The sequence below is a fragment of the Paenirhodobacter sp. genome, from assembly GCF_050177655.1.
Taxonomy (GTDB): domain Bacteria; phylum Pseudomonadota; class Alphaproteobacteria; order Rhodobacterales; family Rhodobacteraceae; genus Rhodobacter.
The window spans coordinates 18,379-40,719 of record NZ_JBFXGV010000002.1; the positions used below are offsets into that span (position 1 = coordinate 18,379).

The window sequence follows — 22,341 nt, forward strand, 5'->3', positions numbered from 1 at the left end:
GAAACCCCTTCCAAAGTGCCGAAATATCCCGGGGTCCGGGGCAGCGCCCCGGTCCGGCCTCAGATCACCTGTCCCGCGGCCCAGCCCGAGGACCAGGCCCACTGGAAATTGTAGCCGCCGAGCCAGCCGGTGACGTCGACGACCTCGCCGATGAAATGAAGCCCCGGCACCCGCTTCGCCTCGAACGTCTTCGCGTCGAGCTCCTCGGTGGCGACGCCGCCGAGCGTCACCTCGGCGGTGCGGTAGCCTTCCGAGCCCACCGGGCGCAGCGTCCAGCGATGGAGCTGCGCGGCGAGCACCTCGAGGGCACGGTTGTTCTGATCGGCGAGCCGCCCGGAAAGCCCCGTCTCCGCCACCACGAAATCGGCGAGCTTTTCCGGCAGCAACCGGCCCAGCGCATTGTGCAGCGCGACGCGACCGCCCTGCCCCCGCATCGCCGCAAGCTCGGCGGCGATGTCACGCCCGCGCGCGAGGTCGATCTCGATCGCCTCGCCCTCGCGCCAGTAGCTCGAGATCTGCAGGATCGCCGGGCCCGAGAGCCCGCGATGGGTGAAGAGCAGCGCCTCGTCGAAGGCGGTGCGGCCATGGCGCACCCGCGCCTCGACCGCGATGCCGGCAAGCGGGGCGGTCTTCGCCAGATCCTGTTCCGCGAAGGTGAGCGGCACGAGGGCCGGGCGCGTCTCCGTCACCCGCAACCCGAAGCCTTCGGCGATGCGATAGCCAAGCCCGCTCGCCCCGATCTTCGGGATCGACTTGCCCCCCGTCGCCACCACCACGCGCGCCGCCGCGATCGGCCCCTCGGCCGTGTCGATCACGAACCCCTCGCCCGCGCGCCGCACCGCCTCGATCGTGACGCCGAGGCGCAGCGCGCCCCCGGCCTGAGCGAGATCCTCGGTGAGCAGCCGCACCACCTGCACCGCCTTGCCGTCGCAGAAGAGCTGGCCCGAGTGTTTCTCGTGCCAGGCGATGCCGGCGCGGTCGAGGCGCGCGATGAAATCGGCAGGCGTGAAGCGGCTCAGCGCGGAGAGTGCAAAGCGCGGGTTTTCCGACAGGAACCGCGTGGGCGCGTTCTGCCGCGTGAGGTCACGATTGGTGAAATTGCACCGCCCGCCACCCGAGATGCGGATCTTCTCCCCCGGGCTTTCGGCATGGTCGAGCACGATCACCCGCCGCCCGCGCCGCGCCGCCTCGGCCCCCGCGAAAAGCCCCGCCGCCCCCGCGCCGAGGATCGCAACATCCCAGTTTTCCATCGTCGTTCTTCCCCGTTCCGGCCCCGCCGCAGGCCAGAGTTATCGCATATTTTTCACTTGCGACACCGCAGTTGCTTGGCTAAACAGCCCTCCACGTTGGGGCGTAGCCAAGTGGTAAGGCATCGGTTTTTGGTACCGCGTACCGTAGGTTCGAATCCTACCGCCCCAGCCATCTTTCTCCGGTCACTCTGCGGCGCGACGCCGGCCCCCCGGCTGACAGCCGCGGGAGCGGCCCGAAACCGAAGGTCTCGCCCGTGACGCTGCGCCCCCTCCCTGCCCTGTGCCTGATGTCGCTCCTCTCCGCCTGCGGCGGTTACGGCGACATGCGCCTCTACCCGCTTTCCGGCCCGATCGCCGAGAAGGAACCGGAGCTCGTGATCCCGGTCAACCTCTCCGAGGAGAGCAAGACCTCGGGCGTGATCACCTTCCGCCTGCCGAAGCCGGAGAAGGCCTCCTGCAAGGGCACCTGGACCTCGGTCGCGCCGAAGGAGATCTCGCATGAACGCGGCATCTCGCTCGGGCTGAGCAATATCGGCGGCAAGATCGGCAACAAGACGACCGATGTCGGCGGCATCAACTCGGGCGAGATCTATGCGGTCTGCTCCGACGGGACGCGGGTGCAGGGCACCTTCATCTCGGGCTCGGGCACGCAAAGCGGCACCGGCACCGTCACCGACACCCGCGGCAATACCTACAAGCTGCTTTACTGACGCGTCTCAGCCGTGATGCGGGTGGATATGCGGATGCGCATGCAGATGCGGATGCGCGTGGATCTCCGCCGGCACGAGGCGCCCGCCCTGCAAAAGCATCGCGCGGCTCGCGAGTTCCGCGACGAAGGCATCGTCATGCGAGACGAGGATCATCGCGCCGGGAAAGGCGCTGAGCGCCGCGCGCAGTCGTGCCCCGTTCGCCGCATCGACGCCATTCGTCGGCTCGTCGAGGAGCAGCACCTCGGGCCGCATCGCGAGCAGACCGGCGAGGCAGACGAGGCGCTTCTCGCCGCCTGAGAGGCGATGGGTGACGCGCTCGGCCAGTGCCGAAAGGCCAAGATCGGCGAGCGTTTCGCGCGCACGCGCCTCGGCCTCGGCGGGGGTGAGGCCGATGTTGAGCGGGCCGAAGGCGACATCCTCGACCACCGTCGGGCAGAACAGCTGATCGTCGCTGTCCTGGAACAGGAAGCCGATGCGCGGGCGCTGCGCGCGGAAATCGCGCTCGCTTGCGCAGTCCTGCCCGAAAAGGCGGATCTTGCCCGACGTCGCCCGCTCGAGGCCAAGGATCGCGCGCAGAAGCGTCGTCTTGCCGGCACCGTTCGGCCCCACGATCGCGAGGCGCTCGCGCGCGGTGAGGGTCAGCGAGGCGCCCGAGAGCACCTCGGCCCCGGCGCGGCTGACGCAAAGATCGGAAAGCGTGAGGATCGGGATCACAGCCGGTCAACCCCCAGGGCAAACACCGCGCCGGCGGCGATCAGCGCCGCACCCGCCCAGTCGCGCGGCGCGATGCGCGCCTGCACCGCATGAGGGAAGCGGCCGGAAAAGCCGCGCGCGCGCATCGCCTCGTCGATCCGGCGGGCGCGGTCGAGCGCGCGCAAAAGCAGCATGCCGATCAGGTTGCCGTAGCTGCGCCAGGTGTGGCGGTTGGTGCCCGGCGCAAAGCCGCGCGCGCGCATCGCCTCGCCCAGCCGATGCGCCTCGCCGCGCATCACGGCGAGGTAGCGCAGGGTGAGGGTGAGCGCGCGCACCAGCGGCTCGGGCAGGCGCAACGCGGCGAGCGCGGCGCCGATGCGGGCGGGTTCGGCCGCGCCGAGAAGCGCCATGAGGGCCAGCGCGACGGCGGTGATCTTGGCGGCGAGCAGCGCGGCGCGGGTGAGCCCCTCGACCGAGGCGGTGAGCGGGCCAAGCGTGAACAGCGCCGCGCCCGGGGTGGTGAAGGGCAGCGTGATGAGGAGCAGCGCCACCAGCCCCTCGACATGGGCGAGGCGGTGCAGCATCGCGCGCCCGGGGCGGGCGAGTGCTGCGAGCAGCGCGGAGAGCGCAAGGGCGGTGAGCGCGCCGCGCAGATGGCCGAGCGCCGAAATCGCAAGCGCGAGCGCAAAGGCGGTGACAAGCCGCAGCCGAAGATCCGCAGGGATCATCCGCGCCGCCCCCGGACATAGAGGAGCATGCCGCCGAGGCCGAGGATCAGGAACACGCCCGAGACGATGTCGGTGAGCCGCATCCGCGATTGCAGCGCGTCGATCTGCGCCTCGAGCGGCGCGACCGCGCGTTCGACCGCCCCCTCGACCAGCGCGGCCAGCGCGGCATCGTCGCGCGGCACCGCCGGTGTCGTTTGCACCACCGGCGCCGGGGCCACGGGCGCGCCGCCGAAGCGCTCGGCCGGGAGGGTCAGCGTCGCGCCATGCCCCTCATGCGTGTCGACGGTAATGGTGAGCGGCTGCGGCGGCCCCGCGGGCACGGCGAAACGATAGGTTCCGTCGGCCCCGGTCTGACCCGCGGCGATCTGGGCGCCCGCGGCGTCGTTCGCGCGCCAGTCGGTGCCCTGCGCCCGCCCGCCGCCGATGAAGAAGGCGTAGCCCCCGACCTCGCCCCCCTCGACGGTGGCGAAAAGTTTCAGCCGATGCGCCGCGGCGGGGCTGGCCAGCGCGATCAGCGCGGCAAGGGCAAGCAGCAGCCGTTTCATGACGCGACCGGGCGCAGCGCCTCGGGCTCGACGCGCGCGAAGAAGGCGACGACCGCGGCGGTGATCGCCCCCTCGATCGCGGCAAGCGGCAGGTAGGTGGCGAGCAGGATCGCGGCGACGGGGGTGTAATCGGAGGCGGAAAGCGCAAGCGATGCGGCGACCATCCCCCCGGTGCCAAGCACCGCCCCCGCGCCGCAGGCAAAGGCGAGCGCGGCGCGCAGCGGCGCCCGGGGAGTGCGCCGGATCACCGGGCCAAGCAGGGCGGCCAGGATCACCCCCGGCGCCGCGATGTTCACCGTGTTCACGCCGAGCGTCGTCAGCCCGCCCACACCGAAGAGCAGCACCTGCAGCAAAAGCGCCACCAGCACCGCGACGAAGGCGCCGGGGCCGAGCATCAGCCCGATCAGCCCGCCAAGCAGCAGATGCACGCTCGTCGGCCCGAGCGGCACCGAGATCAGCGAGACGGTGAAGAACCCCGCACCAAGCAGCGCGGTGCGGATGATCGCGCGGTCATCGAGCCGGCGCAGCGCCAGCGCCACCCCGGCGGCGGCCAGCACCGCCCCGCCGATCAGCACCGGCGCGGAAAGGATACCGTCCGGAATATGCGCCATCAGTTGCCCCCCATCGCGGTGGCCTTCACCCAGATCAAGGCGCCCTCTTCGACCGGCACCGCGCGCCCCTCGGGCGAGGTCATCGGCGCATCCCCCTCGGTCAGCGCGGCAAAGCCCCACCAACCCGCGCGCGGCATCGTGTAGGAGAAGGTGCCGCCCGCATCGGCCTTGATGACCTGGGTGATGAAGGCCTCGTTCGGGGCGGTGACCGAGCCATCGTTGATGAACTCGACCTCGATCTCGGCCCCCGGCACCGGCTTGCCGCCCTTCAGCACCACACCGGCGAAAGCATTGCCCGCCCAGAGCCCGGTCGGGCGGGTGAGCGGCGCGATCTCGACCGGCAGGCCGACGAGCGCGTCCCAGCCCTCGCCCGAGGCGTAGCTGTCGACCACGACCTTCGCGAAATGGCGGATGAATTTCTGCTCGGCCGGCTCCCAATAGGGCTGCGGCACGACGTAGAAGACCGCAGCGCCGGGCTCGGCCAGATCGGCCTCGAGGCGCCAGGCCGATTTGCCGTCGACCGGCGCGGGGGTGAGCCTGTCGGTCAGATCGGTCTTCGCCCCGTTCTGCACCATGCCGACCTCGGCGGGGCGCGCCATCTCCATCACCGGGCCGCCCTCGAACGGATGGGTGAAGAGGAGATCGAGACTGACGGCACCGCCCTCGGGCAGCACGTCTTCCGAGGGGATGATCTCCTGAAAATGCGCCTGCGCCGCAGTGGCGCCAAGTGCAAGGATCAGGGCGGAAAGCGGCATCAGGCGGGTCGGCATCGGCGAGTCCATCGGTATGCAGTTTTGATGGATAGTGCATACCGATGCTGAAAAGGGCAAGCGCAAATCCCGCTTTCCCGTGAAAAATCAAACTGATAAGATGATGACCAGTGAAAAGGGAGGCTTTCCATGCAGCGCATGACGATGACGATCGACGACGATCTCGTCGCGGGGATCGACGCTTTCATGGCGGAGACCGGCGCGCTCAGCCGCTCCGAGGCGATCCGCGATCTGGTGCGCCGCGGCCTCGCCGCCCGCCCGCAAGCCCCGGAAAAGGCGCCCGCTTTCGGCGTCGTCAGCTATGTCGTCGACCCTTCCGTGCGCAACCTCGCGGCGCGCCTGCCGCAGGGCCGGCTCGACCGCCACGACCAGACGATCGCCGCGCTTTCGGTGCCGCTCGACCACAGCTCGGCGCTCGAGGTGGCGGTGATGCGCGGCGCGGCGGGCACGGTGCGCGCCTATGCCGAGGCGCTCTTTTGCGAGCGCGGCGTGATGCACGGATCGCTCGGCCTCATTCCGGTGCTCGAGGAAAAGCACAGCCACAGCCACGGCGGGCAGGGCCATGTCCACACCCATCTGCGGGTGCTGCCAAGCTTCTGACCCCCGTCACCCCCGTCGAAAACGCAGCGGCAAAGCCTCTGGCCTTGGCCCCGCATCCACGCTAAACCCCCGCAAAACCGGAGCAAGGGCGGGATCATGGCGCGTCACCTCATCACCTCGGCGATTCCCTATATCAACGGCATCAAGCACCTCGGCAATCTCGTCGGCTCGCAGCTGCCGGCGGATCTGTTCGCGCGCTATCTGCGCGGGCGCGGCCATGAGGTGATGTTCATCTGCGCCACCGACGAGCACGGCACCCCCGCCGAGCTGGCCGCCGCCAAGGTCGGCAAGCCGGTCGCCGACTATTGCACCGAGATGCACGAGGTGCAGGCCGAGATCGCCCGCGGCTTCCGCCTCAGCTTCGACCATTTCGGCCGGTCCTCCTCGGCGCAGAACCGCGTGCTGACCCAGCATTTCGCCAAGCAACTTGCCGAACAGGGGCTGATCCGCGAGGTCACCGAAAAGCAGATGTATTCGGTCGCGGATGGCCGCTTCCTGCCCGACCGCTATATCGAAGGCACCTGCCCGAATTGCGGCTATACCTCGGCGCGCGGCGATCAGTGCGACAACTGCACCAAGCAACTCGACCCGGTCGACCTCATCAACCCGCATTCGGTGATCTCCGGCTCGACCGATCTCGAAATGCGCGAGACGAAGCATCTGTTCCTGCGGCAATCCGCGATGAAGGACAAGCTGGCGGAGTGGATCGACTCGAAAACCGACTGGCCGGTGCTGACGACCTCGATCGCGAAGAAATGGCTCTTCGACGGCGACGGGCTGCAGGACCGCGGCATCACCCGTGACCTGAGCTGGGGCGTGCCGGCGCAGTTCGAGGGCGCGCCCTGGACGGGCATGGAGGGCAAGGTCTTCTACGTCTGGTTCGACGCGCCGATCGAATATATCGCGGCGACCCAGGAATGGGCGGACAAGACCGGCGGCGACTGGGCGCGCTGGTGGCGCACCGACAAGGGCGCCGAGGACGTGACCTATACCGAGTTCATGGGCAAGGACAACGTGCCCTTCCACACGCTCTCCTTCCCGGCGACGATCCTGGGTTCGGCCGAGCCGTGGAAGCTCGTCGATTACATCAAGTCCTTCAACTACCTGAACTATGACGGCGGCCAGTTCTCCACCTCGCGCGGGCGCGGCGTGTTCATGGACCAGGCGCTGAGCCTGCTTCCCGCCGATTACTGGCGCTGGTGGCTGCTCTCCCACGCGCCGGAAAACTCGGACGCCGAATTCACCTGGGAGAATTTCCAGACCTCGGTGAACAAGGATCTGGCCGATGTGCTGGGCAATTTCGTCTCGCGCATAACGAAATTCTGCCGCTCGAAATTCGGCGAGGCCCTGCCCGAGGGCGGCGAATGGGGCGAGCGCGAGGCGGCGCTGATCGCCGAACTGACGACGCGCCTTGCCGATTACGAGCGCTACATGGACGAGAAAGAGGTCCGCAAGGCCGCGACCGAGCTGCGCGCAATCTGGGTCGCAGGCAACGAATACCTGCAATCGGCCGCGCCCTGGACCGTGTTCAAGACCGATCCGGCGCAGGCCGCGGCACAGACGCGGCTCGCACTCAACCTCGTGCGGCTTTACGCGGTGCTCTCGGCGCCCTTCATCCCGGATGCCGCGGAAACCATGCTCGCCGCGATGCAGACGGAGGATCGCAGCTGGCCCAGCGACATCGCCGCGGCGCTGGCGCTGCTGCCCGTGGGCCATGCCTTCGCCACGCCCGAGGTGCTCTTCCGCAAGATCGCCGACGAGGAACGCGAAGACTGGCAAAAACGTTTCGCCGGCACCCGCGACTGATCCCGCGAAGGGGGCTCCGCCCCCGTCCTGCGGACTCCCCCGAGGTATTTTTAGCAAGATGAAAGCCCCTTCATCTTGCCGAAAATACCTCGGGGTGAATTGCCCCGCAGGGGCAAGAGGGGCAGCGCCCCTTTCCTTTTCCGCCCCTCCCCGGCATCATCGCCGCAAAGGAGATGCCCATGCCCCTCACCTGCATCCTGATCGGCGCGCCAGTCGATACCGGCCAGAAACGCGCGGGTTGCCTGATGGGCCCCGCCGCCTATCGCGTCGCGGGGCTCGCCGAGGCGATCACCGCGCTTGGCCACAGCGTGATCGACCGTGGCGATGTCGCGCCCGTCGCGCATCCGCCGATGGCCCATCCGAACCCCGCGGTGCATCACTTGGCCGAGACCGTGGGCTGGACCGAGGCGCTGGCGCAGGCCGGCGAGGAGGCCGCGGGCGCGGGTTTTCCGATCTTCATGGGCGGCGATCATTCGCTCTCGCTCGGCTCGGTCGCGGGGATCGCGGCGCATGCGGCGGCGTTGGGCCGGCCGCTCTTCGTGCTCTGGCTCGATGCGCATACCGATTTCCACACGCCGGAGACGACCGAGTCGGGCAACCTGCATGGCACGCCGGTCGCCTATATCGCCGGCCGGCCGGGGTTCGACGCCTTCCCGCCCTTCCCCGCCCCGGTGCCGGGTGCGCAGATCTGCCATTTCGGCATCCGCTCGGTCGATCCGGCCGAACATGCCGCGCTGCTCGAGACCGAGATCGAGATGGACGACATGCGCGTGCTCGACGAGCGCGGCATCATCGCGCCCCTGCGCGATTTCCTCGACCGGGTGCGGGCGGCAAACGGGCTGCTGCATGTCTCGCTCGACGTCGATTTCCTCGACCCGGCGATCGCGCCCGCGGTCGGCACCACCGTTCCCGGCGGCACCACCTTCCGCGAGGCGCATCTGGTGATGGAGCTCCTGCACGAATCCGGGCTTGTCACCTCGCTCGACCTCGTCGAGCTGAACCCCTTCCTCGACGATCGCGGCCGCACCGCAAAGCTGATGGTCGATCTGGTGGGCTCGCTGATGGGCCGGAAGGTCTTCGACCGGCCCACCCGCTCGTTCTGATCAGCCGGCCGGCGCCGCCGAGGCCGCGCCCTTCGCCATCAACTCGGAGAGCGCGGCATTGTCCTCGCTCTCCGGCGCGGCGCCCGCCACCACGGCGGCGGCATTCGCCGGAACCGCGGTGCGATGGCGCGCGTAATAGGCCTCGCGCGCGCCGAAATAGAAGCCGACGATCGCCCCCAGAAGCCACCAGAGCGGCTCGGGCACATAGTTCAGCCCGACCATGCGCTGCGCGAAATGGACCGGATCCACCATCGCATAAACGAAAAGGCCGAGCGTGCCGAGCGCCAGCATCGGCCGCGGCAAGCGGTTGAGACCATTGACGAAACGGTCGAAAAACCCGGGCCGCGCATATTGGAACTCGGCGCCGTGCTCATCCAGCGCGGCCTGATAGGTCTGGGCGTCTACCTCCATCTTCTTCGTGGCATTGGGGGTGAAGACCTCCGCCACCGAACTCACCGCCGTGCCCAGCGTCGAGACCGCCGCGGGCGAACCGAGGATCCTGCCGATCAGCCCCATTTCGCCACCCGTGCCTTGTGCTGCGCCTCGCTCAGATGGAAGCGCGGCGAGATGAACTCCTCCGCGCGCAGGATCCAGCCGCCTTTCGTGCCCTTCACCGTCGTCGCGTATTTGCGGCTCGCCGGGCGGCGATCGGCGAGTTCGTAGTAGTAATTGCGCCGCGCGATGCCATAGGCGTCGGAGAAAAGCTGCGGATCGGCGGCGGCCGCGGCATGGGCGGCGGCGATCGTCTGCGGCCCGATCTTTCCGTCGACGGAAACCTTCTGCCCCATCCGGTTCAGAAGCTCCTGCAGGATCTTCACCGCATTCGCCCCGGCATTCACCTGCATGTCGAAAACCGAGGCCTGCACCGCCTCGGGCAGCGCGTCGATCCGCGGCGCGGCGAAGTAGTGCTGCACGAAGATCTGCTCGGCCTGCTCGCGGCTCAGCGCCTTCACATCGGCCACGCCCACCTTGCCGTCGTGATCGAGGTCGAGGCCGAGCTGCCGCATCGTGGCCAGCGTCACCCCGAATTTCGTGGCGCCGCCCGGGTCGTCCGGGTCGTTCACATACCCACCTTCGCGCGCCACGATCTCGCGCGCGATCTGCTGAACTGATTTCATGATCCATTCCCCATGCTCCCGGGGAAAGGCTCACGCGATCAGGTTAAGACGGGTGTAAACGGCCGAACGTTACGACTGCGGCGCCGCCGGATCGACATAGGTGCCCTGATCCTTGAGCGCCTCGATCACTTCCTTCGGCATGTAGTTCTCGTCGTGCTTGGCCAGGATTTCCGAGGCGACGAAAGTGCCGTCCTCCATCTTGCCGGTGCCGACCATGCCCTTGCCCTCACCGAAAAGGTCCGGCAGCACGCCGGTGAATTTCACCGGAACCGAGGCGCCGCCGTCGGTGACGTTGAAGGTGATCGTCTCGCCCTGCCCGCGTTTCAGCGTGCCTTCCTCGACCAGCCCGCCAAGGCGGAAGGTCTCGCCCGGGCGCGGCGGTTCGGAGGCGAGCTGCGAGGGCGCGCGGAAGAAATTGATGCCGTCGCGCATCGCGTAACCGATCATCGCGGTCGAGATCAGCAGCGCCAGCGCCGCCACAACCAGCACCTGGATGCGCCGCTTTTTCTTGAGGCTCTTCATCGCGTTTCCTCCGCCTTTCGCACCCGCCTTTATGCGGCGTCTCCCCTGACCGCTCCCTGACTTAGGTCAAGGCTCAGGGGAAGACCGGCGCAAGCATCAGCCCCGCGGTTTCCTCGAGCCCCAGCATCAGGTTGGCGTTCTGGATCGCCTGCCCCGAAGACCCTTTGCACAGGTTGTCGAGCGCCACCATCACCACAGCCCGGCCCGGGATGCGGTCGCCGACCACGCCGACATGAACGTAATTGGAGCCTGCGATCGAGCGCGTCGAGGGGAGTGTGCCAAAAGGTAGCACCTCGAGGAAGACCTCCTCGGCATAGCGTTTCGCGAGCGCCGCGTGGATCGCCTCCGGTTCGCCGCGCACATAGGCGTCGACGAGGATGCCGCGATTGAAGGGCATCAGGTGCGGCGTGAACTGCACGAGCACCGGGCGCCCGGCCAAGAGGCTGAATTCCTGATCGAATTCGCCCAGGTGCCGGTGCTTGCCGCCGGCCGAATAGGGCATCGTGCCGCCCGCAAGCTCGGCGTGCAGCAGGTTTTCCTTGAGCGAGCGGCCGGCACCCGAGACGCCCGCCTTGAGGTCGATCACAATCTCGTCAAGGTCGATCACCCCGGCCTCGATCAGCGGGCGGATCGCATATTGCCCCGCCGCCGCGTTGCAGCCGGTGCCCGCGCAAAGCCGCGCGCCGCGAATCTCGTCGCGGTAGAATTCGGTCAGCCCGTAGACCGCCTCCTTCTGCAGCTCGAGCGCGGCATGCGGCTTGCCATACCATTTCTCATAGGCCGCCGGATCGCGCAGCCGGAAGTCGGCGGAAAGGTCCACGACCTTCAGATCGCGCGGCAGTTCGGAGATCACCGCCTGCGAGGTCGCATGCGGCAACGCGCAAAACGCCAGATCGACGGCGGAAAAGTCGATCTCCTCGATCTTCACCAGATCGGGCAGTTTCATGTGACGCAGATGGGGAAACACCTCGCCCATGCTCATCCCCGCCTTCCGGTCGCCCGAAAGCGCGACGATTTCCATCGAGGGGTGAGTGGCGATGATCCGGGCCAGTTCCGCCCCGGTGTAACCCGAAGCCCCAAGGATCGCGATTTTCTGGGTCATGTGTTTCTCCCGCGCTTGTGGGTCTGTCCTGCCTCAGGCTACCTTTCCGCGCAAGCGAAGTTTGCAGATGCCGCGCCTGCAGCGTGGCGCGGTTGGAGAGTTTGATGACGAAAGACTGGCATTACGCCTGGCAGGGCCAAAGCCATGGCCCGGTGAGCGACGAGGCGCTCGAAGATCTGATCCGCGCCGGCCGCGTGCGCCCCGAGACGCTGATCTGGTCCGAAGGCATGGCGAACTGGGAGCCGGCCTCCAACCATTTCGCCTTCGGCAGCGCCGCGGGCGCCCCCCCGCCGATGCCGGCGCAGGGCTATGCCAGCTCCTATGCCTCCTCGACCTCGGGCGGGCTTTACGCCGCCGCCCCGCCGCGCGGCTTCGTCGAGGCGATCAGGGTCTGCTTCTCGAAATACGCCACCTTCAAGGGCCGCGCGAGCCGCTCGGAATATTGGTATTTCGCCCTTTTCACCAGCCTGCTCGGCGGCTTCGGCAGCCTGCTCGAAACCGCGATGGGCAATGACGGCTCCGCGATCTCGGCGCTTTTCGGCATCGCGACCTTCCTGCCCTCGCTCGCGGTCACGGTGCGGCGGCTGCACGACACCGACCATTCCGGCTGGTGGATCGGCGGCTTCTACCTCGGGATGATCCTCGGCGGCGGGCTGATCGGCGGCCTCGTCGCGGTCTCCGGCTCGGGCGACGATCCGAACCCCGCCGCCGTGACGCTGCTCGGCATCGGCGGTCTCGCGATCATCGGCTATATGATCACGCTGCTGATCTTCATGGTGCGGCGCGGCACGCCCGGGCCGAACCGCTTCGGCTAAGCCGGTCGGGGGCGGCTCAGGCCGCCTCGAACCGGATCGCGCGGCGCAGGAACTGCGTCGCATGCGCCGAAACCGACGAAGGATCGCCGGTGGTGAGGTATTTCGACACCGTCCCCGTGCCAACGAACTCGGGCCGCCGCGCGAGGTAATCGGCAAGGCTCTCGGCGACCAGCGTCGCCTGCGAATAGACCGTCACGTCAGCGCCGAGCGCCTCCTGAAAGGTCTTTTGCATCAAGGGGTAATGGGTGCAGCCGAGGATCGCCGCCTCGGGGTGCGGCATCCGCCGCTTCAGCGCCTCGACATGGGATTTCACCAGCGCCTCGGCCAGGATCTCGTCGCCGGTCTCGATCGCGTCGACGACGCCGCCGCAGGGCTGCGCCTCGACATCGACGCCGATCGCGCGATAGGCCAGCTCGCGCTGGAACGCCCGGCTCGCCACCGTCGCGGGCGTCGCGAACAGCGCCACATGTTTCACCGCGACCTCGTGCGGCGGGGAATTGTCGCCCCATTTGCGCTCGGTCAGCGCCTCGATCATCGGCACGAAGACGCCCAGCACCCGCTTGTCCTTCGGCACCCAGGTTTCCTGCATGCGCTTGAGCGCGGCGGCCGAGGCGGTGTTGCAGGCGAGGATTACGAGGTCACAACCCTCGTCCCAGAGCCGCTCGACGCCCTTGCAGGTGAGGTTGAAGATGTCGTTCGCATCGCGCACGCCATAGGGCGCATGGGCGTTGTCGCCGTAATAGACGAAGGCGACATCGGGCAGCCGTTTCGAGACCGCCTCGTAGACGGTGAGCCCCCCGAGCCCACTGTCGAACACCCCAACCGCCATGCCTGCCTCCCGCGACGCGCCCCGCCGGATCGGCGGTGCGCTCTTTTAGGCCCTGCCGGGGCGGAAATAAACGGCGGATTTCACTCCGCCGCCAGCGGCAGCGGCGTGCCTCCCGCGCGGAAGGCGGCCAGAAGCTCCTCCCGCCGCGCCGCCGCCTGCGCGACCGCCGCTTCCTTCACCGGGCCGAAACCGCGGATCGCGAGCGGCAGTTCGGCCAGCTCGCGCGCGATCGCCTCGGTCTGCGGCGTGACGCGCGGCAGGATCTCCGCCATATCCGCCTCGAACGCGGCGATCAGCGCGCGTTCGGTGCGCCGCTCGGCCGAGCGCCCGAACGGGTCGAGCGCGGTGCCGCGCAGGCGTTTCATCGCCGCGAGCAGCCGGAACGCGGGCAAGATCCACGGCCCGAAAGCGCGTTTTTTCGGGCGCCCGTCGGGATCGGAGCCGCCAAGGAAGGGCGGCGCGAGGTGGAAGACCGGGCGGAAATCGCCCTCGAACTCCGCCCGCGCCTTTTCCACGGTCTGAAGGTGCAGCCGCGCGACCTCATATTCATCCTTGTAGGCAAGGAGCTTGTGATAGCCCTTCGCCACCGAAAGCCGCAGCCCCGCGGGCGCACGAGCGACCAGCGCCTCGAACCGCGCCGCCAGCGCCGCGTCCTGATAGGCCGCCAGATGCGCCGCGCGCGTGGCGACCGGATCGGTCGCCAGCTCCGGCGCGCCCGCGCAAAGCGCCGCGGCCTCCTGCGGATGCGTGAGGGCCCAGCGCCCGATCTCGAAGGCGCGCCGGTTCGCCTCCGGCTGCGCGCCGTTGAGCTCGATCGCCCGGATGATCGCGACATGGCTGAGCGGCAGCGTGCCCGCCTGCCAGGCCGCGCCGAGCACCGCCATGTTCGAATAGATCGAATCGCCGAGCAGATGCCGGGTGAGTTCGGAGGCATCGAAGAAGGCCACCTTTTCCCGCAGCCGCGCCTCGAGCGCCAGCCGCAACTGCCCCGCAGGCAGGCGGAAATCGCGGTTGCGGGTGAACTCGCCGGTGACGATCTCATGGCTGTTCACCACCGCCCCGGTGCGCCCGGTGGTGGTGAGGCCAAGCGTCTTCGCCCCCGCGCTGACGACGAGATCGCCGCCGATCAGGCAATCCGCCTCCCCCACCGCGACGCGGATCGCGGAAATGTCGGCGGGCCGCTCGGCGATGCGCAGATGGATATGCACGGCGCCCCCCTTCTGCGCGAGGCCCGCCATCTCCATCATCCCCGCGCCCTTGCCGTCGACATGGGCGGCCATCGCGAGCACCGCGCCGACGGTGACGACGCCGGTGCCGCCGACGCCGGTGATGACGACGTTACGCGTGCCGCAGATCGCGGGCAGCACGGGCTCGGGCAGATCGGGCAGCGCGAACTCCTTCGCCTGCGCCCTGCGCGGGCGCGCCCCTTCGAGCGTGACGAAGCTCGGGCAGAAGCCTTTCAGGCAGGAGAAATCCTTGTTGCAGCTCGACTGGTCGATCGCGCGTTTCGTGCCGAATGCGGTCTCCACCGGCACGATCGAGACGCAGTTCGACTGCACGCCGCAATCGCCGCAGCCCTCGCAGACATCGGTGTTGATGAAGACGCGGCGATCGGGGTCGGGGAAGGCGCCGCGTTTGCGCCGCCGCCGCTTCTCCGCCGCGCAGGTCTGCACATAGACGAGCGCGGAGACGCCCTTTTCGCGCGCCAGCCGCTCCTGCACCGCCATCAGCCCGGCGCGTTCGACCTTGTCCACCTCCGCCGGGAAGCTTGAAAGATCGAGCCCCTCCTTTTCGTCATAGACGACGACCACCGGCTTCACCCCCATGGCAAGGATCTCGCGGGTGATCTGCTGCGCGCTGAGGCCCCCTTCGTTGCGCTGCCCGCCGGTCATCGCGACGGCATCGTTGAAGAGGATCTTGTAGGTGATGTTCACCCCCGCCGCGAGCGCCGCGCGGATCGCGAGGCTGCCCGAGTGGTTATAGGTGCCGTCGCCGAGGTTCTGGAACACATGGGCGCGGTTCGAGAACGGCGCCTCGCCCACCCAGTTCGCGCCCTCCGCGCCCATATGGGTGAAGCCGCTGGTCTCCCGCCCCATCCATTGCACCATGTAGTGGCAGCCGATGCCGGCATAGGCGCGGCTGCCCTCGGGCAGTTTCGTCGAGCTGTTATGCGGGCAGCCCGAGCAGAACCAGGGCGTGCGCACCGCGATCTCGGGCGCGTTGTCGGCGCGCCGCGCCTCGGCCAGCCGGGTGATGCCGGCCTTCACCGCCTCGGTGCCGCGGCCCTCCTCGATCAGGATGCCGCCGAGCTTTTCCGCGATCAGGATCGGGTCGAGCGCGTAGCGCGTCGGGAACAGCTCCTCGCCCGTGCGGTCGTGGTGCCAGCCCAGCACCCGCCGCCCCTTGCGATTGTCGAAGATCGCCTCCTTGACCTGCACCTCGATCAGCTTGCGCTTTTCCTCGACGACGACGATCAGCTCGAGCCCCTCGGCCCAGTCCGCGAAGGAGCGCATGTCCATCGGGAAGGTCTGCGCCACCTTCCAGGTGGTGATGCCAAGGCGCTGGCATTCCGGCTCGCTCAGACCGAGCAGGCTCATCGCATGGACGAGATCGAGCCAGTTCTTCCCTGCCGCGACGAAGCCGATCTTCGCCCCCGCCTGCCCGTGCATCCGCCGGTCGACGCGGTTCGCCCGGGCAAAGGCCTCGGCGGCGAAGCGCTTGAAGTCGATCATCCGCGCCTCCTGCGCGACGGGCGTGTCGCCGAGGCGGATGTTCAGCCCGCCCGGCGGCATCCGGAACTCGGGCGCGGTGAAACTCAGCCGCAGCGGATCGCCATCGACCACCGCCGTCGCCTCGACCGTGTCCTTCATCGTCTTGAGCCCGACCCAGACCCCGGCGAAACGGCTCAGCGCATAGCCGTAAAGCCCGAGATCGAGGATCTCCTGCACCCCCGCGGGCGAGAGCACCGGCATATAGGCATCGACCATAGCCCAGTCGGACTGATGCAGCACCGTCGAGCTTTCCCCGGTGTGGTCGTCGCCCATCGCCATCAAGACGCCGCCGTGGCGCGAGGTGCCGGCCATGTTCGCGTGCCGCATCACGTCGCCCGAGCGGTCCACCCCCGGCCCCTTGCCATACCAGAGGCCAAAGACGCCGTCGTATTTCCCCTCGCCGCGCAGCTCCGCCTGTTGCGTGCCCCAAAGCGCGGTCGCGGCGAGATCCTCGTTCAGCCCGGGCTGAAAGCGGATCTGCGCCGCCGTCAGCTCGGCCTCCGCCTTCGCCATCTGCAGATCGACCGCGCCGAGCGGGCTGCCGCGATAGCCGGTGACATAGCCCGCCGTCTGCAGCCCGGCCGCGCGATCGCGCGCCGCCTGCATCAGCACGAGCCGCACCAGCGCCTGCGTTCCGTTCAGCAAAACCGGGGTTCTGGATAGATCGAAGCGATCCGCGAGGCGCACCTCGCGGCCGATATCCTGCTTGCCCATTGAGCACCTCCCTTGCTTTCAAGGCATATGCACGATGGTAGGTCAAAAATGCTGACCCACAAAGGGAATTTTCCGGCGAAACCCATTTGTTAACTGCGCCGGATTTAGATAAGCATCTTGCGCAAGGCTGCTATGAAAGTTCGAAAAAATGAACGGCATGGACTGGGACAAATTGCGAATCTTCCACGCGGTGGCGGACGCCGGCTCGCTCACCCATGCCGGGGACGCACTGCACCTCTCGCAATCGGCGGTTTCGCGCCAGATCCGGGCGCTGGAAGAATCGCTCGGCACCACGCTGTTCCACCGCCACGCCCGCGGGCTGATTCTCACCGAACAGGGGGAATTGCTGTTCGAGGCCACCTCGACGATGGCGAAAAAGCTCGACTCGGCCGCCGCCCGCATCCGCGACAGCGAGGAGGAAGTCTTCGGCGAGCTGAAGGTGACGACCACGGTCGGCTTCGGCACGCTCTGGCTCGCGCCGCGGCTGATCAAGCTTTATGACCGCTTCCCCGACCTGAAAATCGACCTCATGCTCGAGGAGCGCGTGCTCGACCTGCCGATGCGCGAGGCCGATGTCGCGATCCGCATGAAGGAGCCGGCGCAGGCCGATCTGGTGCGCAAGCGGCTTTTGAACATTCGCATGCGCCTCTATGCAACGCCGGAATACCTCGACCGCGAAGGCCGCCCCGAGCGGCTCGAGGACATGGGCGCGCATCGGCTGATCTGCCAGAACCCTTCGACGCCGCAGGTGCAGGCCGGCGCGCAGCTGGCGCATAGCGTGATGGCGCATGACGTGCATTCGATGCTGACGGTGAACAACTATTACGGCGTGTTGCAGGGCGTGCTGAACCATATCGGCATCGGCATCCTGCCCGATTACCTCACCGTCGATTTCCCCAATATCGAGCGCGTGCTGCCAGAGGTCGAGTCGGTCGAGGTGCCGGTCTTCCTCGCCTATCCGGAAGAGCTGCGCCAGTCGCGCCGCGTCACCGCCTTCCGCGATTTCGTGCAGGACGAGATCATGGCCTATCGCCGCCTGCAGATGGGCGATCTCGCCATCGACTGACCGCGCGCGCGGCCGAAACCCCTCCGAATTCACCAAAACGCCGGAGCGCGCGGCACATCCGCGCGCATCCGGTGAAAATCCATGCAGGGGCGCATCAACTCAGGGTTGCACTGAGGCATTACAGCAACGCATAGCTCGTATGATGCATCTGCAGCACGATTCCCCTTGAATGGTTCACACTCTGCCCATAAATCAGGCGTCGAAGGGGATGATACGAGGAAACTCTCATCACCTTCTACCTCCCTGTTGGACTAAGGCCGAGCTTGTCTCGGCCATTTTTTTATCCGCCGCTAGGGTCGGCCGCTTTCGCGCCCCCGCCGCACCTGATCGCCCGGGATCGCGCCGCCGCGCCGCGGCTCACTCGCCCCTCACGATACGTTCACGAAGATGCGTCTGAACCGAAAGGCAGGGTCCGGTGTTCTCCATTCACAAGCCCGGAAGGGAAAAGATCCGAAAGGAGATCACGATGAAACGCACTGCTCTCGTTCTTACCTCGATCCTTACCGCCAGCACCCTCGCCCTGCCCCTCGCGGCCCAAGCGAGCGACGCGGACGGGCAATATGGCCTGATCGACTACAAGATGGGCATCGCCACCCCGCCCAGCACCGAAACCCCGATGCAGGTTGCGGTGGTCACGCCCACGATCGGCACCCAGTCGGGTCAGCTCGACCAATATGGCCTCGCCGATCTGAAGCTCGGCACCGCGCCGGCGGTCGTCACCTCGGACAACAGCGCCGCGCTGCCGGTCTCCGAACAGCTCAAGACGGATGTCGGCATCGCCGACAACACCACCGACGCGATGGCGCGTGACGCGGTGGTCACCGCCGACGGCGGCGCGGTCGGCACCATCGACCACGTCATCCGCGGCGCCACCTCGGACACCGTCTTCGTGCGCGTCTCCGACAATGTGAAGGACCGCACCGTCTCGATGTTCAAGATCGACGTGCCGAAGGGCGCGGTGCATCACCACATGCTGCGTCTCGGCTGGACGATGTCGGACCTGCTCGACAAGCTGCAGGCCCAGGCCTGACACGCGACCCGGTTCTGCCCCGGACCGGGCGGCAAGGGGCGGCGCAAGCCGCCCCTTTTCGCATGCCGCCCCTTTCCCCGCAGGCCCTGATGGCTTAAGGGAAGCCAACCGCGCCTTCCCCGGAGGATCCCGATGACCGAGCCGCAGATCACCCCCGACCTCGTCGCCGCCCATGGCCTGAAACCCGACGAATATGAGCGCCTTCTGGGCATCATGGGCCGCACGCCGAGCTTCACCGAACTCGGCATCTTCTCGGCGATGTGGAACGAGCATTGCTCCTACAAATCCTCGAAGAAATGGCTGCGCACGCTTTACACCGAGGGCGCGCAGGTCATCTGCGGCCCGGGCGAGAACGCCGGCGTCGTCGACATCGGCGATGGGCAGGCGGTGATCTTCAAGATGGAGAGCCACAACCACCCCTCCTATATCGAGCCGCATCAGGGCGCCGCGACCGGCGTCGGCGGCATCCTGCGCGACGTCTTCACCATGGGCGCGCGCCCGATCGCGGCGATGGACAGCCTGAGCTTCGGCGTGCCCTCGCACCCCAAGACCCCGCATCTGGTGAAGGGCGTGGTCGAGGGCGTCGGCCATTACGGCAACTGCTTCGGCGTGCCGAACGTCGGCGGCGAAGTGCGCTTCCACAAATCCTACAACGGCAACTGCCTGGTGAACGCCTTCGCCGCGGGCCTCGCCGACACCGACAACATCTTCTACTGCGCCGCCTCGGGCGTCGGCATGCCGGTGGTTTACCTTGGCGCGAAGACCGGCCGTGACGGCGTCGGCGGCGCCACCATGGCCTCGGCCGAATTCGACGACACGATCGAGGAAAAACGCCCCACCGTGCAGGTCGGCGACCCCTTCACCGAGAAATGCCTGATGGAGGCCTGCATGGAGCTGATGCAGACCGACGCGGTGATTTCCATTCAGGACATGGGCGCCGCGGGCCTGACCTGCTCGGCCGTCGAAATGGGCGACAAGGGCGGCCTCGGCATCAAGCTGCAGCTCGACGCCGTACCGCAGCGCGAGCGCAACATGACCGCCTATGAGATGATGCTGTCGGAAAGCCAGGAGCGCATGCTCATGGTGCTCAAGCCCGAAAAGGAAGACGTCGCCCGCGCGATCTTCCAGAAATGGGATCTCGACTTCGCCATCGTCGGCGAGACGATCGCCGAGGACCGCTTCCTGATCCTGCACGGCAATGAGGTGAAGGCGGATATTCCGCTCTCGAGACTCTCCTCCGCCGCGCCGGAATACGATCGCCCCTGGGTCGAGACGCCGCCGGCGAAGCCGCTGGGCGCGCTGCCCGCGATCACCCCGATGGCGGCGCTGAAGGCGCTGATCGGGTCGCCGAACTATGCCGCGAAGAACTGGGTCTTCGAGCAATACGACACCCAGGTGATGGGCGATTGCGTGGTGCGCCCGGGCCTTGGCGCGGGCGTCGTGCGCGTGCATGGCTCCGACAAGGCGGTGGCCTTCACCAGTGACGTGACGCCGCGCTACGTCAAGGCGAACCCCTACGAGGGCGGCAAGCAGGCGGTGGCCGAGGCCTATCGCAACCTCTCCGCCGTCGGCGCGCTGCCGCTCGCCACGACCGACAACATGAACTTCGGCAACCCCGAGAAGCCCGAGATCATGGGCCAGTTCGTCGGCTCCATCAAAGGCATCTCCGAGGCCTGCAAGGCGCTCGACTTCCCGATCGTCTCGGGCAACGTCTCGCTTTACAACGAAACCGACGGCTCGGGCATCCTGCCCACCCCGACGATCGGCGCCGTGGGCCTCTTGAAATCGCTCGACGATCTGATCGCCGGCGAACCGGGCGAGGGCGACATCGCGCTGGTGATCGGCGAGACCTTCGGCCATCTGGGCCAGTCGGCGCTTGCCGCCGAGGCCTTCGGCCTCGAGGAGGGCGATGCCCCCGCCGTCGATCTGGAAGCCGAACGCAAGCACGGTGAATTCCTGCGCGCGAACGGCAAGCTGGTGAAGGCCGCGGCCGATCTCGCCGATGGCGGGCTGGCGCTCGCCGCCTTCGAGATGGCCGAGGGCGCCGGCATCGGCCTGCAGCTCGACGCGACCGAGATCGGCACGCTCTTCGGCGAGGATCAGGCGCGTTACCTCGTGGCCTGCGACGCGGCCGGCGCCGCGGCGCTCGAGGCGGCGGCCCTCGTGACCGACGTGCCGCTCACCCGCGTCGGCACCTTCGGCGGCAAGGATGTCACCTTCGGCGCCGAGGCGGAACCGATGGCCGCGCTCTCGCTGCTCTACCGCTCCGCCTTTGCCCAGGCGATCGAGGGCTGACACTGCGGACGGGGGGCTTTCCGCCCCCCGCACCCCCCGAGAGTATTTCTCCAAGGAAAATGGGCAGGCCTCTCCTCTTTCCGGAGCATGCGTTTTCCTGGCGAAAATACTCCCGCCGGAGGCGTCCCCGGCCGCCCCGCGCACAACCGCCGCCCCTTGCCCCCTCCCGGCCCGCAGCCTAGATTGGGGCAAAGGACGAGGAGAGCCAGATGCCGATGGAAGCGCATGATATCGAGGCCCTGATCCGCGACGGGTTCCCCGACGCGAAGATCACCATCACCGACTTGGCCGGTGACGGGAATCACTGGGCGGCCGAGGTGGTCGACGCCTCCTTCAAGGGCCTGAACCGGGTGCAGCAGCAACGCGCCGTCTTCGCCGCGCTGAAAGGCGCGATGGACGGGCCGAATGCGCCGCTCCACGCGCTCGCCCTCACCACCAAAGCCCCGGAATGAACCTCCCCGGGTGAGAAAGGACACGGAAATGAGCGCGATCGACCAGATCAAGGCGGAAATCGAAGGCAATGACGTGGTGCTCTACATGAAGGGCACGAAGGAAATGCCGCAATGCGGGTTCTCGAGCCGCGTCGCCGGCGTGCTGAACTATCTCGGCGTGGCCTACAAGGACGTCAACGTCCTCGCCGATGCCGAGGTGCGTCAGGGGATCAAGGACTTCTCCGACTGGCCGACGATCCCGCAGCTCTACGTCAAGGGCGAATTCGTCGGCGGCTGCGACATCGTCACCGAGATGACCCTCTCGGGCGAGCTCGACAAGCTCTTCGACGACAAGGGCGTGACCTACAACAAGGAAGCGGCGGAGAACATCCGCGCCGCCAACGCCTGATCCGAACGGCCGGGGGCGGTGCGCCGCCCCCTAAAGCCGGGCAAAGAACGGGTCGATCTCCCAATAGGTCTCGAGATCGCCCGCCCGCGCGTGGGACATGCCGAGCAGGCCCATCGCATGAACGTCCATGCTCAGGAGCGCCGCCAGCCGATAGCCGTGCAAGGCCGCCTCGCGCGCGGGGCTTCCGGGGGCGAAATTCGCCTCGATCGCGGCCGCCGCCGAAACCAGCGCGAATCCGATCTCGAGCGGCGCCTCCTCCGGCCAGAGCGCCACCATCTCTCGCACGAGGCTGCGCCAGCCCCCCTGCCCGTCGAGCAACCGCTCGATCGCGAAGGCTTCCCGCTCCTGTGCACCAACCATCGTCATCGTCATCACACTCACCCCGAGCGCACCTTGCCGAAAATACCCCATGTGGCAACCGCC

General features: G+C 67.8%; 23 protein-coding genes and 1 tRNA gene. 11 read left to right on the top strand and 13 right to left on the bottom strand.

Annotation, left to right across the window (positions count from 1 at the left end; all coding sequences use genetic code 11):
- Nucleotides 1-59 precede the first annotated feature (59 nt).
- Nucleotides 60-1,250 (bottom strand): NAD(P)/FAD-dependent oxidoreductase, encoded by a 1,191-nt coding sequence (locus AB7U46_RS01180; RefSeq protein WP_428335097.1) that lies wholly within the window; start codon nucleotides 1,248-1,250, stop codon nucleotides 60-62.
- Nucleotides 1,251-1,347: 97 nt separating this feature from the next.
- Here AB7U46_RS01180 and AB7U46_RS01185 point away from each other — a divergent pair.
- Both AB7U46_RS01185 and AB7U46_RS01190 read left to right on the top strand, forming a co-directional pair.
- A tRNA-Gln gene (locus AB7U46_RS01185) sits at nucleotides 1,348-1,422 on the top strand.
- An 82-nt stretch (nucleotides 1,423-1,504) separates the two neighbouring features.
- Nucleotides 1,505-1,960, top strand: coding sequence for a hypothetical protein (locus AB7U46_RS01190; RefSeq protein WP_428335098.1), 456 nt, complete (start codon nucleotides 1,505-1,507; stop codon nucleotides 1,958-1,960).
- A 6-nt stretch (nucleotides 1,961-1,966) separates the two neighbouring features.
- Here the strand turns inward: AB7U46_RS01190 and AB7U46_RS01195 are convergent, their stop codons facing one another.
- The 5 genes from AB7U46_RS01195 to AB7U46_RS01215 are packed head-to-tail and all read right to left on the bottom strand — an operon-like array spanning nucleotide 1,967 to nucleotide 5,307.
- Nucleotides 1,967-2,674, bottom strand: coding sequence for an energy-coupling factor ABC transporter ATP-binding protein (locus tag AB7U46_RS01195; protein WP_428335099.1), 708 nt, complete (start codon nucleotides 2,672-2,674; stop codon nucleotides 1,967-1,969).
- Nucleotides 2,671-3,381 (bottom strand): cobalt ECF transporter T component CbiQ, encoded by a 711-nt coding sequence (cbiQ, locus tag AB7U46_RS01200; RefSeq protein ID WP_428335100.1) that lies wholly within the window; start codon nucleotides 3,379-3,381, stop codon nucleotides 2,671-2,673. Before cbiQ ends, AB7U46_RS01195 begins: the two co-directional genes overlap by 4 nt.
- Nucleotides 3,378-3,926 (bottom strand): cobalamin biosynthesis protein CbiL, encoded by a 549-nt coding sequence (locus tag AB7U46_RS01205; protein ID WP_428335101.1) that lies wholly within the window; start codon nucleotides 3,924-3,926, stop codon nucleotides 3,378-3,380. The genes cbiQ and AB7U46_RS01205 overlap by 4 nt, the downstream gene beginning before the upstream one ends.
- Complete coding sequence (gene cbiM / locus AB7U46_RS01210; protein WP_428335102.1) at nucleotides 3,923-4,537, bottom strand: cobalt transporter CbiM; 615 nt, start codon at nucleotides 4,535-4,537, stop codon at nucleotides 3,923-3,925. Before cbiM ends, AB7U46_RS01205 begins: the two co-directional genes overlap by 4 nt.
- Nucleotides 4,537-5,307, bottom strand: coding sequence for a DUF4198 domain-containing protein (locus AB7U46_RS01215; RefSeq protein WP_428335103.1), 771 nt, complete (start codon nucleotides 5,305-5,307; stop codon nucleotides 4,537-4,539). Before AB7U46_RS01215 ends, cbiM begins: the two co-directional genes overlap by 1 nt.
- A 129-nt stretch (nucleotides 5,308-5,436) precedes the next feature.
- Here AB7U46_RS01215 and nikR point away from each other — a divergent pair, with 129 nt between their 5' ends.
- From nikR to rocF, 3 genes are all read left to right on the top strand, one after another.
- On the top strand, nucleotides 5,437-5,907 hold the full coding sequence (nikR, locus tag AB7U46_RS01220) for a nickel-responsive transcriptional regulator NikR (protein WP_428335104.1): 471 nt from the start codon (nucleotides 5,437-5,439) through the stop codon (nucleotides 5,905-5,907).
- A 96-nt stretch (nucleotides 5,908-6,003) separates the two neighbouring features.
- Complete coding sequence (gene metG / locus AB7U46_RS01225) at nucleotides 6,004-7,713, top strand: methionine--tRNA ligase (RefSeq protein WP_428335105.1); 1,710 nt, start codon at nucleotides 6,004-6,006, stop codon at nucleotides 7,711-7,713.
- Nucleotides 7,714-7,892: 179 nt separating this feature from the next.
- Nucleotides 7,893-8,816 (top strand): arginase, encoded by a 924-nt coding sequence (gene rocF / locus AB7U46_RS01230; RefSeq protein WP_428335106.1) that lies wholly within the window; start codon nucleotides 7,893-7,895, stop codon nucleotides 8,814-8,816.
- Here the strand turns inward: rocF and AB7U46_RS01235 are convergent, their stop codons facing one another.
- The 4 genes from AB7U46_RS01235 to argC form a co-directional block, all read right to left on the bottom strand.
- Nucleotides 8,817-9,332: a holin family protein gene (locus tag AB7U46_RS01235; RefSeq protein WP_428335107.1), complete on the bottom strand. Its 516-nt coding sequence runs from the start codon at nucleotides 9,330-9,332 to the stop codon at nucleotides 8,817-8,819. It abuts the gene before it with no gap.
- Complete coding sequence (locus AB7U46_RS01240) at nucleotides 9,323-9,934, bottom strand: holin-associated N-acetylmuramidase (RefSeq protein WP_428335108.1); 612 nt, start codon at nucleotides 9,932-9,934, stop codon at nucleotides 9,323-9,325. Before AB7U46_RS01240 ends, AB7U46_RS01235 begins: the two co-directional genes overlap by 10 nt.
- Nucleotides 9,935-10,003: 69 nt before the next feature.
- Nucleotides 10,004-10,456 carry a cytochrome c maturation protein CcmE gene (gene ccmE, locus AB7U46_RS01245; protein ID WP_428335109.1) on the bottom strand — a complete coding sequence of 151 codons (453 nt, stop codon included), beginning with the start codon at nucleotides 10,454-10,456 and terminating at the stop codon, nucleotides 10,004-10,006.
- Nucleotides 10,457-10,529: 73 nt separating this feature from the next.
- On the bottom strand, nucleotides 10,530-11,558 hold the full coding sequence (gene argC / locus AB7U46_RS01250; RefSeq protein ID WP_428335110.1) for an N-acetyl-gamma-glutamyl-phosphate reductase: 1,029 nt from the start codon (nucleotides 11,556-11,558) through the stop codon (nucleotides 10,530-10,532).
- A gap of 104 nt (nucleotides 11,559-11,662) precedes the next feature.
- Here argC and AB7U46_RS01255 point away from each other — a divergent pair, with 104 nt between their 5' ends.
- Nucleotides 11,663-12,373, top strand: coding sequence for a DUF805 domain-containing protein (locus AB7U46_RS01255; RefSeq protein WP_428335111.1), 711 nt, complete (start codon nucleotides 11,663-11,665; stop codon nucleotides 12,371-12,373).
- A gap of 16 nt (nucleotides 12,374-12,389) precedes the next feature.
- Here AB7U46_RS01255 and AB7U46_RS01260 read toward each other — a convergent pair whose 3' ends face one another.
- Both AB7U46_RS01260 and AB7U46_RS01265 read right to left on the bottom strand, forming a co-directional pair.
- Nucleotides 12,390-13,202, bottom strand: a complete 813-nt coding sequence (locus AB7U46_RS01260; RefSeq protein WP_428335112.1) for a glutamate racemase — start codon at nucleotides 13,200-13,202, stop codon at nucleotides 12,390-12,392.
- A gap of 80 nt (nucleotides 13,203-13,282) precedes the next feature.
- Entirely contained in the window at nucleotides 13,283-16,687 is a 3,405-nt protein-coding gene (locus tag AB7U46_RS01265) for an indolepyruvate ferredoxin oxidoreductase family protein (protein WP_428335113.1), read from the bottom strand.
- 157 nt (nucleotides 16,688-16,844) lie between these two features.
- On the opposite strand from AB7U46_RS01265, the gene AB7U46_RS01270 reads away from it, so the two are divergent.
- The 5 genes from AB7U46_RS01270 (at nucleotide 16,845) to grxD (ending at nucleotide 21,918) form a co-directional block, all read left to right on the top strand.
- The gene (locus AB7U46_RS01270) at nucleotides 16,845-17,753 is read left to right on the top strand and encodes a LysR family transcriptional regulator (protein WP_428335114.1); all 909 of its coding nucleotides are present in this window, start codon (nucleotides 16,845-16,847) and stop codon (nucleotides 17,751-17,753) included.
- A gap of 466 nt (nucleotides 17,754-18,219) precedes the next feature.
- Nucleotides 18,220-18,783 carry a hypothetical protein gene (locus AB7U46_RS01275; protein WP_428335115.1) on the top strand — a complete coding sequence of 188 codons (564 nt, stop codon included), beginning with the start codon at nucleotides 18,220-18,222 and terminating at the stop codon, nucleotides 18,781-18,783.
- Between the two features lie 132 nt (nucleotides 18,784-18,915).
- Complete coding sequence (gene purL, locus AB7U46_RS01280) at nucleotides 18,916-21,078, top strand: phosphoribosylformylglycinamidine synthase subunit PurL (protein ID WP_428335116.1); 2,163 nt, start codon at nucleotides 18,916-18,918, stop codon at nucleotides 21,076-21,078.
- A 209-nt stretch (nucleotides 21,079-21,287) separates the two neighbouring features.
- Nucleotides 21,288-21,530: a BolA/IbaG family iron-sulfur metabolism protein gene (locus AB7U46_RS01285; RefSeq protein WP_428335117.1), complete on the top strand. Its 243-nt coding sequence runs from the start codon at nucleotides 21,288-21,290 to the stop codon at nucleotides 21,528-21,530.
- A 28-nt stretch (nucleotides 21,531-21,558) separates the two neighbouring features.
- The gene (grxD, locus tag AB7U46_RS01290) at nucleotides 21,559-21,918 is read left to right on the top strand and encodes a Grx4 family monothiol glutaredoxin (RefSeq protein WP_428335118.1); all 360 of its coding nucleotides are present in this window, start codon (nucleotides 21,559-21,561) and stop codon (nucleotides 21,916-21,918) included.
- A 30-nt stretch (nucleotides 21,919-21,948) separates the two neighbouring features.
- Here grxD and AB7U46_RS01295 read toward each other — a convergent pair whose 3' ends face one another.
- Nucleotides 21,949-22,290 carry a hypothetical protein gene (locus tag AB7U46_RS01295; RefSeq protein WP_428335119.1) on the bottom strand — a complete coding sequence of 114 codons (342 nt, stop codon included), beginning with the start codon at nucleotides 22,288-22,290 and terminating at the stop codon, nucleotides 21,949-21,951.
- Nucleotides 22,291-22,341: the final 51 nt, after the last annotated feature.

Excerpts from the sequence above, each read along its gene's own strand:
- AB7U46_RS01180 (WP_428335097.1), bottom strand. The coding sequence starts at position 1,250 with ATGGAAAACTGGGATGTTGCGATCCTCGGCGCGGGGGCGGCGGGGCTT.
- cbiQ (WP_428335100.1), bottom strand. The coding sequence starts at position 3,381 with ATGATCCCTGCGGATCTTCGGCTGCGGCTTGTCACCGCCTTTGCGCTC.
- AB7U46_RS01205 (WP_428335101.1), bottom strand. The coding sequence starts at position 3,926 with ATGAAACGGCTGCTGCTTGCCCTTGCCGCGCTGATCGCGCTGGCCAGC.
- cbiM (WP_428335102.1), bottom strand. The coding sequence starts at position 4,537 with ATGGCGCATATTCCGGACGGTATCCTTTCCGCGCCGGTGCTGATCGGC.
- AB7U46_RS01215 (WP_428335103.1), bottom strand. The coding sequence starts at position 5,307 with ATGCCGACCCGCCTGATGCCGCTTTCCGCCCTGATCCTTGCACTTGGC.
- nikR (WP_428335104.1), top strand. The coding sequence starts at position 5,437 with ATGCAGCGCATGACGATGACGATCGACGACGATCTCGTCGCGGGGATC.
- metG (WP_428335105.1), top strand. The coding sequence starts at position 6,004 with ATGGCGCGTCACCTCATCACCTCGGCGATTCCCTATATCAACGGCATC.
- rocF (WP_428335106.1), top strand. The coding sequence starts at position 7,893 with ATGCCCCTCACCTGCATCCTGATCGGCGCGCCAGTCGATACCGGCCAG.
- AB7U46_RS01235 (WP_428335107.1), bottom strand. The coding sequence starts at position 9,332 with ATGGGGCTGATCGGCAGGATCCTCGGTTCGCCCGCGGCGGTCTCGACG.
- AB7U46_RS01240 (WP_428335108.1), bottom strand. The coding sequence starts at position 9,934 with ATGAAATCAGTTCAGCAGATCGCGCGCGAGATCGTGGCGCGCGAAGGT.
- ccmE (WP_428335109.1), bottom strand. The coding sequence starts at position 10,456 with ATGAAGAGCCTCAAGAAAAAGCGGCGCATCCAGGTGCTGGTTGTGGCG.
- argC (WP_428335110.1), bottom strand. The coding sequence starts at position 11,558 with ATGACCCAGAAAATCGCGATCCTTGGGGCTTCGGGTTACACCGGGGCG.
- AB7U46_RS01255 (WP_428335111.1), top strand. The coding sequence starts at position 11,663 with ATGACGAAAGACTGGCATTACGCCTGGCAGGGCCAAAGCCATGGCCCG.
- AB7U46_RS01260 (WP_428335112.1), bottom strand. The coding sequence starts at position 13,202 with ATGGCGGTTGGGGTGTTCGACAGTGGGCTCGGGGGGCTCACCGTCTAC.
- AB7U46_RS01265 (WP_428335113.1), bottom strand. The coding sequence starts at position 16,687 with ATGGGCAAGCAGGATATCGGCCGCGAGGTGCGCCTCGCGGATCGCTTC.
- AB7U46_RS01270 (WP_428335114.1), top strand. The coding sequence starts at position 16,845 with ATGGACTGGGACAAATTGCGAATCTTCCACGCGGTGGCGGACGCCGGC.
- AB7U46_RS01275 (WP_428335115.1), top strand. The coding sequence starts at position 18,220 with ATGAAACGCACTGCTCTCGTTCTTACCTCGATCCTTACCGCCAGCACC.
- purL (WP_428335116.1), top strand. The coding sequence starts at position 18,916 with ATGACCGAGCCGCAGATCACCCCCGACCTCGTCGCCGCCCATGGCCTG.
- AB7U46_RS01285 (WP_428335117.1), top strand. The coding sequence starts at position 21,288 with ATGCCGATGGAAGCGCATGATATCGAGGCCCTGATCCGCGACGGGTTC.
- grxD (WP_428335118.1), top strand. The coding sequence starts at position 21,559 with ATGAGCGCGATCGACCAGATCAAGGCGGAAATCGAAGGCAATGACGTG.
- AB7U46_RS01295 (WP_428335119.1), bottom strand. The coding sequence starts at position 22,290 with ATGACGATGACGATGGTTGGTGCACAGGAGCGGGAAGCCTTCGCGATC.